The sequence below is a fragment of the Thiocapsa sp. genome, from assembly GCF_022340925.1.
GTDB lineage: Bacteria > Pseudomonadota > Gammaproteobacteria > Chromatiales > Chromatiaceae > Thiocapsa.
The window spans coordinates 1-12,472 of record NZ_JAJDNA010000049.1; the positions used below are offsets into that span (position 1 = coordinate 1).

Below are 12,472 nucleotides of genomic sequence, written 5' to 3' on the forward strand. Positions count from 1 at the left end.
CGGCTTCCGTGGCGGGGCGCATGCATCAACTCCCCCGGGACCGGTCGGCGGCCGCGATCGCGGCCAGAAAGGCGCGCCGTCGCCAGTAGTTGCGTCCCTGGATCACGACCGGTGAGGGGACGATCCCGGCGCGGCGCCACCGCCAGAGCGTCATGGGGCTGATGCCAGCGGCCAGCGCACGGGCGGTGCCCGCGCTGATCAGGGGGTCATCGGGCGGGTCGGCCGCGGGGGCGAGCGTGGCGCCCAGTGCACCGCTGTCTCGAACGGTCTGGGGCCCGTCCTGGTTTGCGGGCGTCATCGACGAGCCGGGATCTGACGTCGATCGGCCCGGCCTCTTCGCATCATGGGATGACATATTCGCTCCCGTCGTCATGTGATTGGGAGCGGATATCAAAGCGCATCGGGCGCACCCAAACCGCTTCGAAAGATGACCGACGCGGGCACCCTTTCGATGCGTTGGGGTGTGGTGAGATCGTGGATCAGGCGGATCGCGCCCGATGAGGTTATCCAGGGGCCCGCCTCAACTCCTCCGGCGGTGGGATGAAGCCGAAGCGATCCAGGCGCGGCGTGTTTCGCGGCTCCGGCAAAGGCCGCTGGGCGGGGGAGACTGGGCCGGGGTAGGCGGTTGGGACACCCGCCGCTGGCTCGTCAAGATGGGAGGGCTGGGCGGTAGCCAGATTGGACTGCAGAGCAGGAGATTCGCAAGATCAGGTACAAGGTCCCCACAGGCAAGCAGGCGCCGGTACCTATAGCGGTACCTATTCAATGCGCGGAAGAAAAAGGGCTGCTGCTTATTGCCCAACCCTTTGTTTCTATTGGTCGGGGCGAGAGGATTTGAACCTCCGACCACCTGAACCCCATTCAGGTGCGCTACCAGGCTGCGCTACGCCCCGAGAAGACGGGAAAGGATAGGATGTCGGCCTCCGGCTGTCAACGACGCAGCAGCTGCAGGACGTCCTCGAGCTCGCTTCGTGTCTGGCGCAGGATCTGATGTGTCTGGTTGAGATCGTGCTTCGCACCCTCCCCGCTCAACTGCAGACGAGCGCCGCCGATGGTGAAGCCCTGGTCGTACAGCAGGTTGCGGATCTGGCGCACCATCAGGACGTCGTGACGCTGGTAGTAGCGGCGATTGCCGCGCCTCTTGACCGGCTTGAGCTGCGGAAACTCCTGCTCCCAGTATCGCAGCACATGGGGTTTGACCCCGCACAGCTCGCTGACCTCGCCGATCGTGAAATAGCGCTTGCCCGGTATCGGGGGAAGATCGCCGGGTCCGTGGTCCTCGTCCTTATCGATCGGATCCAGCATAGGCCTCCACCCGCAGTTTGAGCTTCTGGCCCGGCCGGAAGGTCACCACCCGACGCGCGGTGATCGGGATCTCTTCTCCGGTCTTGGGGTTGCGTCCCGGGCGCTCCTTCTTTTCGCGAAGGTCGAAATTCCCAAATCCGGAGAGCTTGACCTGCTCGCCACGCTCCAATGCCGAGCGAATCTCTTCGAAAAACATCTCAACGATTTCTTTCGCCTCACGCTTGTTCAGACCGAGCTCATCGAACAGATGCTCGGCCATGTCGGCTTTGGTCAATGCCATAAGGTCAATCCCTCAATCTTGCACCAAGTTGTGACGCGAGACGGCTCAGAATCCGCCCCACCGAATCTTCGATGACTTCCTCGGTTAGTGTCTGAGAAGAAGCCTGTAAAATCAATCCGAGAGCGAAACTTTTTCTCCCCGATTCAATGTTTTCTCCGGCATAGAGGTCGAACAGAACCACTTCACGAAGCAGATCCGTCTCCGCCGAGCGGATGCAATCGGCGACTGCCGAGAAGGTCACGGCCTCATCGACCAGGATGGCGATGTCACGGCGAATGCTTGGGAATCGCGAGATCGGCGCGAACCTCGGCAGGACACCGTGGCGCAACGGCTCGATATCGAGCTCGAACAGAAAGGCGTTCCCCGACAGATCGAGCCGCTTACTCAGGCTGGGGTGGAGCATCCCGAGCACACCGACCGGGTTGCCGTCGCGCTGGACGCGGGCGGTCTGTCCCGGGTGCAGCGCCGGATGAGAGCCCGGGACAAACCTGAAGCAACCCGGTGACCCTGTCAGCGCCAATAGCGCCTCGACGTCGGCCTTGAGGTCGAAGAAATCGGCCATGCGGACCTTCTGACCCCACTGCTCGGGATCTGCACCACCCAGGATCAGCCCACCCAGCCCCGGGCCTTGTTGCAGTCCGTCCGGCCCGAGTCTGAAGCGCAGACCGGATTCGAAGATCCGCACTCGCTCCTGCTGGCGCGCCTGATTGTAGCGGGCCGTCTGGAGCAACCCGGGCCAGAGGCTGGTGCGCATGACGGAGAGATCCCCACTGAGCGGGTTCGAGAGGCGCAGTACATCCCGGTCGGGATCCACCAGGGCCTGGATCTCCGGACTGACGAAGCTGTAGGTGATGACCTCGCGGAAGCCGCGGTCGACCAGCGCCAGCCTGACGCGATCGAGGTCGAGCTCCGCCTCCGGCGTCGAGCGGGTCACGAAGGCGGAGCTGCCATGACTCACCGGAATCCGGTTATATCCATAGATCCGTCCGATGTCGGCGATCAGATCGACCTCGTGGAGCAGGTCGAAGCGGGCGCTTGGGGGGGTCACCAGCCAGCCCTCCTCGGTTGGCAGCGCGTCCATGCCGAGCCGATTCAGGATATCCGCGATGGTATCGGCGGACAGCTCGAGTCCGAGGACCTGGGCGATGCGCGTTTGACGCAGCCGCAGCGCGGGGCGTTCTGGCAGCTCGTCACCCGCGACCTTCTCGACGACGGGACCCGGCTCTCCGCCGACGACGTCGAGGAGAAGGCGCGTCGCGCGCTCGACCGCCCGGTCTTGGAGCCGCGGGTCGACACCGCGCTCGAAGCGATGTGAGGAATCGGTATGCAGGCCGTAGGTGCGTGCCTTGCCGCTGATCGCGAGCGGCGCGAAGAAGGCGCTCTCGAGCAGGATGTCACGGGTCTCGGGGCCGACCGCAGTCTCCGCGCCGCCCATGATCCCGGCAAGGGCGACTGGCTTGCGCGCATCGGCGATCACGAGGGTGTCCTGGCGCAGGTCCAGGTCGTCACCGTTGAGAAGGGCGATGCGCTCACCCGGGGCGGCCATGCGAACCCGGATCTCTCCGTCGAGCTTGGCGAGATCGAACCCGTGCATGGGCTGCCCCAGCTCGAGCAGGACGTAGTTGGTGACATCCACGACCGGACTGATGGTCCGGATCCCGCCGCGTCGGAGGCGTTCCTGCATCCATAAGGGGGTGGCCACGCTGGGGTCAATGTTGCGGATCACCCGGCACACATAGCGCGGACAGGCGGCGGGCGCCATCAGATGCACGTCGAGGCCGCCGTCATGGCTGGGCTCGACCGGCGGGATCGTCGGCGCCCGCAGCGGGGTCCGGTTGATCACGGCGACCTCACGGGCGATCCCGGCGACACTCAGACAGTCCCCGCGGTCGGGAGTGAGGTCAACCTCGATACATTGATCATCGAGCGCCATCCAGACGCGGAGGTCTTCCCCCACCGGGGCGTCCCCCGGCAGCGGCAGGATACCGTCCGACGACTCGGCGAGACCGAGCTCCTTGGCCGAGCAGATCATGCCGGAGGATTCGACGCCCCGCAGCTTGGCCTTCTTGATCTTGACATCACCCGGCAGACAGGCCCCGACGGTCGCCACGGGGACCTTCATACCCTCGGCGACATTGGCCGCACCGCAGATGATCTGCAGCGGCTCACCCTCGTCCAGATCGACCCGGCAGACGCGCAGCTTCTCGGCATCCGGATGGGGCGCCACGGCCCGTACCCAGCCCACCCGGACGCCGCTGAATGCCGGTGCCGCGGGCTCGACCGAATCGACCTCCAGACCCGCCATGCTGAGCTGGTCGGCCAATTGCCGAGTGTCGACCGGGGGGTTAACCCACTCCCGCAACCACGCCTCGCTGAATCGCATCTGCTGCTGTCCTGTGATCTGGCCTCATCCGGCCGGGAGAAGAGAGGACCGTTTCGACTGCGCTGGTGTGATGCCCCATCGGCCTCCCGCCCATCCGCGCCGCGCACGCGCCTGTCTGACTTGAGGCCGATCTGCTGCGCCGGCGGGACAGCGTCGACTCAAAGTCGTGAACCGCGTCTGCAACGACGTCCGTCGATTGATGCCAAGCTGAGCCATCGCGACACCAACGGGTTTCATACGCCACGCAATCTAAGTGAACTGACGCAGGAACCTGAGATCGTTCTCGAAATAGAGACGGATATCGTCGATGCCGTAGCGGAGCATCGCCAGGCGCTCGACACCCATCCCGAATGCGTACCCGAGATAGCGATCGGGGTCGATGCCGACATGCCGGAACACCTCGGGGTAGACCATCCCGCAACCGAGGACCTCGAGCCACCCGGTCTGCTTGCAGACCCGGCAGCCACTGCCACCGCAGATGACGCACTGGATATCCACCTCGGCCGAGGGCTCGGTGAATGGGAAGTAGGACGGCCGGAAACGGAGCTCGAGATCACGCTCGAAGAAATCTCGGAGGAAGTCGTACAGCACACCCTTGAGGTCCGCGAAGCTGACCTGCTCGTCGACCAGCAGACCCTCGACCTGGTGGAACATGGGTGTGTGCGTCAGGTCGGAGTCGCACCGATAGACACGCCCCGGCGCGATCACCTTGAGCGGCGGCGCCTGCTCTTCCATCACCCGGATCTGAACCGGCGAGGTATGGGTGCGCAACAGCAGGTCGGCGTCAAAATAAAAGGTATCGTGCATGGCCCTGGCGGGGTGATGCTCCGGGATGTTCAGGGCCTCGAAGTTGTGGTAGGCGTCCTCGACCTCCGGCCCTTCCACCACGGAGAACCCGGCATTGCCGAAGAGGCGCTCGATACGGCGAAGCGCGCGTGTGACCGGATGCAGTCCACCTGCGGTCCGCCCGCGCCCTGGCAGGGTCACGTCGATCCGCTCACCGGCCAGTCTGGCCGCGAGAGACGCCTCTTCCAGGACGCCTTTACGCGTGTCGATGGCTGTCTGGACAGCAACCTTGGCCTGATTGATCTGCTGACCCGCGGCGGGCCGCTCGTCCGCCGGCAGCGTACCGAGCCGTTTTAGGAGCGCGGTCAACTCGCCGCTCTTGCCCAGATAGCGCACGCGCACCTGGTCGAGCGTGACGAGATCAGGCGCTGTCGCGATCGCGTTGATCGCGGCATCCTGCAGACCCTCGATACCGAGTCCGATTTGTTCAGCCATGCTCGAATCTTCCGACTGGGAGTCGCATCGCAACGAAAAAGGGAAAGACCGGGGCCTTTCCCTCTTGCGCTCGAGGCTTGCTCGGCCGACCAGAGAGCCGGCTCAGGCCAGCGCCGTCTTCGCCTGCTCCGCCAAAGCGGCGAACGCGACGCTGTCGTGATAGGCGATGTCCGCCAATATCTTGCGGTCGACCTCGACACCACCTTTCTTCAAACCATCGATCAGCCGACTGTAGGACAGACCGTTCTCGCGGGCGGCGGCGTTGATGCGGGCAATCCACAGGGCACGGAATTGACGCTTTCTTTGACGGCGATCGCGGTAGGCATACTGTCCGGCCTTGATGACCGCCTGCTTGGCGACCCGATAGACCTTACTGCGGGCGCCATAGTAACCCTTGGCCTGATCAAGGATCTTCTTATGACGAGCATGGGCGGTGACGCCCCGTTTGACGCGTGGCATTCGTTCTCTCCGGTTGTTCGCTCAAGTCCAAAGCGATCTCAGCAGTAGGGGATCATCCGCAGCGCGGCCCGCACATCCGACTTGTGGAGCTGTTTCGGCGCGCGCAGATGGCGCTTCCGTTTGGTGCTCTTCTTGGTCAGGATGTGGCGCCGATGCGAGGCGTTGCACTTGATTGAGCCGGAGGCAGTACGCTTAAAGCGCTTGGCCGCCCCGCGATTGCTTTTCAGCTTGGGCATGGATCTATTCACTCCGCAATTGACCGATCTGTTTTTTTGTGCGACGCACATCCAGCCGGGGCTCCTTCCCCACCACGATCCTGAGTCCAGATCGTGAGGGAGGACGACGACGCCCTGTGAGCGTCGCCCCGAGGCCGCTCTGTGATTGCCGCTATCTCTTTTTGGGGCCCAGTACCATGACCATCTGGCGTCCTTCCATCTGGGGTTGTTGCTCCACGATACTGAGCTCGGCGAGGTCGTTCTCGACCCGTTTCAGCAGGTCCAGGCCGAGCTCGCGATGCGCATGCTCGCGCCCACGAAATCGCATGGTAACCTTCGCCTTATCGCCCTCGTTGAGGAAACGTGTCAGGTTGCGTAGCTTGACCCGATAGTCTCCCTCGTCCGTCCCTGGGCGAAACTTCACCTCCTTGACTTGAACCTGCCTCTGCTTCTTTTTGGCCTCGCTCTTCTTCTTCTTCTGGTCGAAGAGAAACTTGCCGAAGTCCATGAGCCGACAAACCGGAGGCTCCGACGTGGGAACGATCTCGACGAGATCGAGCCCTGCCTCCTGGGCCATCTCCAATGCCTCGCGTGTACTGACGACCCCGACCTGGTTTCCATCCGCGCCGATCAGCCGCACTTCCGATACGTTGATCTCTTTGTTGACGCGGTTTCTCTTTGGTGCAGCGATAGCAGGTTCCTCCAAAAGCGCTCAATGGACGGCTCGCGCACTACGATCACGCGGCCCCCTGGACAGGCCCGGCGTCAGCGGGTCCGGTTCACGATCTCTTCTCTCAAGCGGTCGATGAAGGCGCCGAGCTCGAAGATGCCGAGGTCCCGGCCCGCACGATCGCGCACGGCAATGGAGCGGGATTCGACTTCCCGATCACCGACGACGAGCAGGTAGGGCACCCTTTGCAGGGTGTGCTCGCGGATTTTAAAGCCGATCTTCTCGTTTCTCAAGTCCGTTTCAGCTCGGAACCCCTTCTCACGCAAGGCGTTAGCGACCGTCGTGACATACTCCGCCTGCCGATCGGTGATGTTCAGCACCATGACCTGGACCGGTGACAACCAAACCGGCAGCTGCCCGGCGTAGTGCTCGATGAGGATCCCGATGAAACGCTCCACCGATCCCAGGATGGCGCGGTGGATCATCACCGGGACCTGCTTGCTGTTGTCCTCGGCAATGTAGTGCGCCCCCAGGCGCCCTGGCATGGAGAAGTCCACCTGGATGGTGCCGCATTGCCATGCACGGCCGATGCTGTCGTGCAGGGTAAACTCGATCTTGGGGCCATAGAAGGCGCCCTCGCCCGGCTGTACCTTGAAGTCCAAGCCCTTCGCTCTCAGGGCCTGGTCCAATGCCGCCTCGGCCTTGTCCCAAAGCGCATCGCCCCCGACCCGCTGGGGCGGGCGCAGCGACAGTGCGAGGTCGATGTCGGTGAAGCCGAAGTCGCGGTAGGTCTCGAACACCATGTCGATCAGGGTGGCCACCTCGTCCTGCAGCTGCGCCTCGGTGCAGAAGACATGCGCATCGTCCTGGGTGAAGCGACGCGCGCGCATCAGCCCGTGCAGGGTGCCCGAGGGCTCATTGCGGTGGACCACGCCGAACTCGGCGATCCGCAGGGGCAGATCGCGGTAACTCTTGAGTCCCTGGTTGAACAGCTGGATATGGCCGGGGCAGTTCATCGGCTTGATCGCGTAGTCACGCTCATCCAGACGGGTCGTGAACATACCGTCGGAGAACTTCTCCCAGTGGCCGGAGCGCTCCCAGAGCGAGCGGTCGAGCACCTGCGGGGTCTCGACCTCTTGATAGCCGTATTGCTCGAGCTTCTCGCGCATGTAGGCCTCAGCCAGGCGGTAGATGATCCGCCCCTTGGCATGCCAGAAGGCCATGCCCGGGGCCTCATCCTGGAAGTGGAACAGGTCGAGCTGCTTGCCGAGCTTGCGGTGATCACGTTTCTCGGCCTCCTCCAGGCGATGCAGGTAGGCCGCGAGCTCCTTCCTGTCGCGCCAGGCGGTGCCGTAGATGCGCTGCAGCATGGGGTTGCGGGAGTCGCCACGCCAATAGGCGCCCGCCACCTTCGTCAGCTTGAAGCCGTTGCCGAGCTTGCCCGTGCTCGGGAGGTGAGGACCGCGACAGACATCGAACCAATCGCCCTGACGATAGACCGAGACGGCCTCGCCCTCCGGGATGATCTCCTCGATGATCGCGACCTTATACTGCTCGCCGAGCTCGCCGAAGACGCGTTTGGCCTCGTCGCGATCCCAAACCTCGCGAACAATCGGCAGGTCGCGCTTGACGATCTCGTGCATGCGCGCCTCGATCCGCTCGAGGTCCTCGGGCGTAAAAGGCTCCTCGCGAGCGAAATCGTAATAGAAGCCGTTTTCGATCGCCGGCCCGATGGTCACCTGGGTCCCGGGATAGAGCTCCTGCACCGCCTGGGCCATGACGTGGGCAGCGTCGTGACGGAGAAGCTCGAGCGCCGTCTCCTCGTCCCGGTTGGTCACGATCGCTAATTCGACATCCTGGTCGAGCACACAGGAGGTATCGACCAGCGCGCCGTTGACGCGACCGGCGAGTGCGGCCTTGGCCAAACCCGCCCCGATCGACGCCGCAACCTCTTGAACGGAAACCGGGGAATCGAATCGGCGCTGGGAGCCGTCGGGCAGGGTGATGACGGGCATGACGAATTCCAAGCTCAGTGGTGATCGATACGAGGGATCACATGAAAAAACCGCCAGCCCAAGCGCATTGCCGCCGGGACGAACTGGCGGCGAACGGCCGGAGGCTGACGGCTGGCGTATGGTAGGCGCGATTGGACTCGAACCAACGACCCCCACCATGTCAAGGTGGTGCTCTAACCAACTGAGCTACGCGCCTGTCGCTGCGAGCCCGGAAGTCTACAGCCCGCCGCGATCTCGGCGCAAGCAGTTTCGTCTGCGAGACGCCGCCGCGCAAGACAGAAGAGGACGATCCCCGCCTGCTGACGCCAGTGCAGGCCCCCGATCGGACGTCAGGCTCGTCACTTCATCCCACGGATCAAGATCGATCCGCGGACTCCTCTCCTATACTGGGCAGAGGACCCAACAAGAGCCCCGCTGCATCCATGACCATCATCCGCGAGACCGATCTCGTCCAGAGCATCGCCGACGCCCTGCAGTTCATCTCTTACTACCATCCTCGGGACTACATCCGCGCACTCGCGACCGCGTATCAGATGGAGGAGTCGCCTTCGGCCAAGGATGCGATGGCCCAGATCCTCGTCAACTCGCGGATGTGCGCCGAGGGTCACCGCCCCATCTGCCAAGACACCGGGATGGTGGTGGTGTTCCTGAAGATCGGGATGAATGTGCGCTGGGAGTCGACCCGCGGCATCCAGGCGATGGTCGACGAGGGTGTGCGTCGGGCCTACACCCATCCCGACAATGTGCTGCGAGCCTCCATGGTCTCGCCCCCGATCGGCGCGCGCAACAACACCGGAGACAACACCCCGGCGGTCGTTCATGTGGAGCTGGTCCCCGGCGGTCGGGTGGAAGTGCGTCTCGCCGCCAAAGGCGGCGGCTCCGAGAACAAGTCGAGGTTCGCGGTCCTCAACCCGAGCGACAGCCTGGTCGACTGGGTGCTCAATACGGTTCCGGCCATGGGGGCGGGCTGGTGCCCGCCGGGGATGCTGGGCATCGGCGTCGGGGGCTCCTCAGAGAAGGCGATGCTTCTCGCGAAGGAAGCGCTGCTCGAACCGATCGACATCCATGAGCTCAAGGCGCGCGGTCCGTCAGACCCCATCGAAGAGCTGCGCCTGGAGTTGTTCAAGAAGGTCAATGCACTGGGGATCGGTGCCCAGGGGCTAGGCGGCTTGACTACGGTCCTGGATGTGAAGATCCGGACCTACCCCACGCATGCCGCGTCATTGCCGGTCGCCCTGATCCCGAACTGCGCGGCCACCCGGCACCTGGAATTCACCCTCGACGGGTCCGGTCCGGTCGAGCTGACCCCGCCGAGTCTCGACGATTGGCCACCGATCACCTGGGACGCAGCCGCCGGGGCGCGACGGGTGCATCTGGACACCCTGACCCGGCGCGAGATCGTGAGCTGGCGGCCCGGCGAGCGACTGCTGCTCTGCGGCAAGCTGCTGACCGGGCGCGATGCCGCGCACAAGCGCATCGCCGATCTCTTGGACCGGGGCGAGCCACTGCCGAGCGGGGTGGATCTCACCAACCGGTTCATTTACTACGTGGGTCCGGTCGAGCCGGTTCGCGACGAGGTCGTGGGGCCGGCCGGACCGACGACCGCAACTCGGATGGACGGGTTCACCGAGCAACTGCTGGACCACACCGGGTTGATCGGCATGATCGGCAAGGCCGAGCGCGGCCCGGCGGCGATCGCGGCGATCAAGCAGCACCGCGCCGTCTATCTCATGGCCGTCGGGGGTGCCGCCTATCTCGTCGCCAAGGCGATCAAGTCCTCACGGCTCGTTGCATTCGAGGATCTGGGAATGGAGGCGATGCGCGAATTCGAGGTCGAGGACATGCCGGTGACGGTGGCCGTTGACAGTCGCGGCGAGTCCATCCATCAGACCGGACCGGCCAAGTGGCGCGGCAGGATCGGGCAGATCCCGGTGGAGGTCGCCTGAATGCAAACCTATCAGGCCTTTCGCATCCATCAAGACGAAAACGGCCACCACGCGGGTCTCGAACGACTGCCCAGACCCATGCCGAAAGCGGGCGAGGTCCTGGTGCGGGTCGCGTATTCGAGCGTCAATTACAAGGATGCGCTTGCCGGTACCGGCCGCGGCAAGATCCTGCGCACCTTCCCGCTGGTCGGCGGAATCGACGCGGCCGGCATCGTCGAGCAGTCCAACGACCGTCGCTACCGGGCAGGTGACGGCGTGCTGGTCACCGGATGGGGGCTGAGCTTTGACCATGACGGCGGCTATGCGGAGTGGCTTTGCGTCCCGGCACCCTGGCTGGTCCCCATCCCGGACGGACTGGAGACCCGATCGGCGATGGTCCTGGGGACCGCCGGCTTCACCGCGGCACTGGCGCTCCATCGGATGCATGTCAATGGCCAGGCGCCAGGACTGGGCCCAATCCTGATTACCGGTGCCAGCGGCGGCGTCGGTTGTGTGGCGATCGCGATCTTCGCCCGGCTCGGCTACGAGGTCGTCGCCGTTTCGGGCAAACCGCGACTGGAGGCATGGCTCAAGGGTCTCGGCGCCAGCCGAGTCCTGGAGCGGGATGCCCTGGCCGATGCCAAGCGCCCCCTGGAGAAGGCGCTTTGGGGCGGTGCGGTCGACAACGTCGGCGGCGAGCTCTTGGCCCAGATCACCCGGACCGTCGTCCCGCGAGGGAACATCGCTTGCGTCGGACTCGCGGGTGGCGCCGCACTCGAGACGACCGTCATGCCCTTCATCCTGCGTGGCGTGAGTCTCCTCGGCTGCAACTCCGCGGATGTGCCCCAGCCGCTGCGCACCGAGCTGTGGGAGCACCTGGCAGCGGACTGGCGCCCGCCTGACCTCGACGCCTTGATCGGCGACACGTTGGACCTGGAGGACCTGCCGCGCGCCTTCGACGAGATGCTCGCCGGCAAGACGCATGGCCGTCTGTTGGTGAGGATCGCGCGAGCCGCGAGCGAGCGCGGCGTCTGAAGACGCGGCCCGGCACTCGCCGGGCCGCGAGGACGGCATCCGGTCAGGATGCCTTCTTGTAATAGTGATGAATCTCGTCGTCGCGGTAGTGGCTGTCAGTCCAACAGCGTGGCAGAGGCTCGTCCGAGATGAACATCAGCTCCGTCTTCTCGAACTTCTCCGGCTCCTGGGCCTCTTCGCCGTAGTGATACCGTCCGACGATACTCGCGTGCATTGGATTGAGGAGATCCCGCTGACTCAGGACCTCGATCATCTTTCCGGTCGTGCGATGCTTGAGAAACATGGCCTGCCCTCCTACGCAGAGTAACCGCCCCCTCTCACTTTTTAGTATGGCATTCGGTCAGCGCTTGACAAGACCGGCACCCCGGGCCGGCGGAGGCCGCTTCAGCGACCCTGCTCGGCCCACTGCGCGGGTGTCAGGGTCTTGATCGAGAGCGCGTGAAGCTCGCCGCTGGCGATCTGAGGTCTGACCGTATCCATGACCATGCGCTGCTTCTTGATGGGGGTCAGGCCCTCGAAGACCTCGCTGATCACAATGGCGTCGAAATGGCTGCCGTCGCCCGACACCTGGACCTCGGCGCCGGGCAGGCCATCGCGAATGAGTTGTGCAACTGCTTCGGTTTCCAACGTTGACTCCTGGTTTCCTCAAATCGTGTTGAACATCCATCACGTGAGACGCTGAAGTAGGCGGCGTTTCCCGTCCGGGGCAGGAGGCCCCCGCATTTTCAGGCACCTCAGCGCCTGACAACGAGAGAAGCGGGAGACCGCGTCTTCCGGGTCGGCGTTGGTCTGTTGGCCAGGATGACCAATCAAACAACGATCGTGTTAGATGTGGCTCCGCCGTGCGGGGGGCAAGCGCCGCCGGACGGATTGCGCCCGCATCCGACAGATCGACGGGTCTGGA

General features: G+C 64.3%; 13 protein-coding genes and 2 tRNA genes. 2 read left to right on the forward strand and 13 right to left on the reverse strand.

The genetic code is table 11. The annotated features are described in order from the left end of the window. Nucleotides 1–25 precede the first annotated feature (25 nt). From LJE61_RS06720 to LJE61_RS06770, 11 genes are all read right to left on the reverse strand, one after another. Nucleotides 26–298 carry a hypothetical protein gene (locus LJE61_RS06720; RefSeq protein WP_296917819.1) on the reverse strand — a complete coding sequence of 91 codons (273 nt, stop codon included), beginning with the start codon at nt 296–298 and terminating at the stop codon, nt 26–28. A 518-nt stretch (nt 299–816) separates the two neighbouring features. Further along, nucleotides 817–893: transfer RNA gene (locus tag LJE61_RS06725), tRNA-Pro, on the reverse strand. 37 nt (nt 894–930) lie between these two features. Next, nucleotides 931–1,305, reverse strand: coding sequence for a MerR family transcriptional regulator (locus LJE61_RS06730; RefSeq protein ID WP_296909371.1), 375 nt, complete (start codon nt 1,303–1,305; stop codon nt 931–933). Next, nucleotides 1,286–1,585 carry an integration host factor subunit alpha gene (gene ihfA / locus LJE61_RS06735; RefSeq protein WP_296909372.1) on the reverse strand — a complete coding sequence of 100 codons (300 nt, stop codon included), beginning with the start codon at nt 1,583–1,585 and terminating at the stop codon, nt 1,286–1,288. The genes LJE61_RS06730 and ihfA overlap by 20 nt, the downstream gene beginning before the upstream one ends. A gap of 4 nt (nt 1,586–1,589) precedes the next feature. Beyond that, nucleotides 1,590–3,968, reverse strand: coding sequence for a phenylalanine--tRNA ligase subunit beta (gene pheT / locus LJE61_RS06740; RefSeq protein WP_296909373.1), 2,379 nt, complete (start codon nt 3,966–3,968; stop codon nt 1,590–1,592). Nucleotides 3,969–4,217: 249 nt separating this feature from the next. Further along, nucleotides 4,218–5,249: a phenylalanine--tRNA ligase subunit alpha gene (pheS, locus tag LJE61_RS06745; protein ID WP_296909374.1), complete on the reverse strand. Its 1,032-nt coding sequence runs from the start codon at nt 5,247–5,249 to the stop codon at nt 4,218–4,220. Between the two features lie 102 nt (nt 5,250–5,351). Then, the gene (gene rplT / locus LJE61_RS06750; RefSeq protein ID WP_296909375.1) at nt 5,352–5,708 is read right to left on the reverse strand and encodes a 50S ribosomal protein L20; all 357 of its coding nucleotides are present in this window, start codon (nt 5,706–5,708) and stop codon (nt 5,352–5,354) included. Nucleotides 5,709–5,746: 38 nt separating this feature from the next. Continuing rightward, nucleotides 5,747–5,944, reverse strand: coding sequence for a 50S ribosomal protein L35 (rpmI, locus tag LJE61_RS06755; RefSeq protein ID WP_296909376.1), 198 nt, complete (start codon nt 5,942–5,944; stop codon nt 5,747–5,749). 151 nt (nt 5,945–6,095) lie between these two features. After that, complete coding sequence (gene infC / locus LJE61_RS06760; protein WP_296909377.1) at nt 6,096–6,629, reverse strand: translation initiation factor IF-3; 534 nt, start codon at nt 6,627–6,629, stop codon at nt 6,096–6,098. Between the two features lie 59 nt (nt 6,630–6,688). Then, the gene (gene thrS, locus LJE61_RS06765; protein WP_296909378.1) at nt 6,689–8,608 is read right to left on the reverse strand and encodes a threonine--tRNA ligase; all 1,920 of its coding nucleotides are present in this window, start codon (nt 8,606–8,608) and stop codon (nt 6,689–6,691) included. A gap of 119 nt (nt 8,609–8,727) precedes the next feature. Beyond that, a tRNA-Val gene (locus LJE61_RS06770) sits at nt 8,728–8,804 on the reverse strand. 226 nt (nt 8,805–9,030) lie between these two features. On the opposite strand from LJE61_RS06770, the gene LJE61_RS06775 reads away from it, so the two are divergent. Continuing rightward, a complete protein-coding gene (locus LJE61_RS06775; RefSeq protein ID WP_296909379.1) occupies nt 9,031–10,554 on the forward strand; it encodes a fumarate hydratase in 1,524 nt (507 codons plus the stop codon). Next, a complete protein-coding gene (locus LJE61_RS06780; protein ID WP_296909380.1) occupies nt 10,555–11,568 on the forward strand; it encodes a YhdH/YhfP family quinone oxidoreductase in 1,014 nt (337 codons plus the stop codon). A gap of 43 nt (nt 11,569–11,611) precedes the next feature. Here the strand turns inward: LJE61_RS06780 and LJE61_RS06785 are convergent, their stop codons facing one another. Together LJE61_RS06785 and LJE61_RS06790 are read right to left on the reverse strand one after the other, a co-directional pair. After that, a complete protein-coding gene (locus LJE61_RS06785) occupies nt 11,612–11,851 on the reverse strand; it encodes an acetyltransferase (RefSeq protein ID WP_296909381.1) in 240 nt (79 codons plus the stop codon). Nucleotides 11,852–11,952: 101 nt separating this feature from the next. Further along, complete coding sequence (locus tag LJE61_RS06790) at nt 11,953–12,195, reverse strand: BolA family protein (protein WP_296909382.1); 243 nt, start codon at nt 12,193–12,195, stop codon at nt 11,953–11,955. Between the last annotated feature and the right edge of the window lie 277 nt (nt 12,196–12,472).

Bases quoted from the DNA above. Each gene is read 5' to 3' on its own strand.
- ihfA (WP_296909372.1), bottom strand. From the start codon at position 1,585: ATGGCATTGACCAAAGCCGACATGGCCGAGCATCTGTTCGATGAGCTC.
- pheS (WP_296909374.1), bottom strand. From the start codon at position 5,249: ATGGCTGAACAAATCGGACTCGGTATCGAGGGTCTGCAGGATGCCGCG.
- pheT (WP_296909373.1), bottom strand. From the start codon at position 3,968: ATGCGATTCAGCGAGGCGTGGTTGCGGGAGTGGGTTAACCCCCCGGTC.
- LJE61_RS06780 (WP_296909380.1), top strand. From the start codon at position 10,555: ATGCAAACCTATCAGGCCTTTCGCATCCATCAAGACGAAAACGGCCAC.
- thrS (WP_296909378.1), bottom strand. From the start codon at position 8,608: ATGCCCGTCATCACCCTGCCCGACGGCTCCCAGCGCCGATTCGATTCC.
- LJE61_RS06785 (WP_296909381.1), bottom strand. From the start codon at position 11,851: ATGTTTCTCAAGCATCGCACGACCGGAAAGATGATCGAGGTCCTGAGT.
- LJE61_RS06720 (WP_296917819.1), bottom strand. From the start codon at position 298: ATGACGCCCGCAAACCAGGACGGGCCCCAGACCGTTCGAGACAGCGGT.
- LJE61_RS06775 (WP_296909379.1), top strand. From the start codon at position 9,031: ATGACCATCATCCGCGAGACCGATCTCGTCCAGAGCATCGCCGACGCC.
- rpmI (WP_296909376.1), bottom strand. From the start codon at position 5,944: ATGCCCAAGCTGAAAAGCAATCGCGGGGCGGCCAAGCGCTTTAAGCGT.
- rplT (WP_296909375.1), bottom strand. From the start codon at position 5,708: ATGCCACGCGTCAAACGGGGCGTCACCGCCCATGCTCGTCATAAGAAG.
- LJE61_RS06730 (WP_296909371.1), bottom strand. From the start codon at position 1,305: ATGCTGGATCCGATCGATAAGGACGAGGACCACGGACCCGGCGATCTT.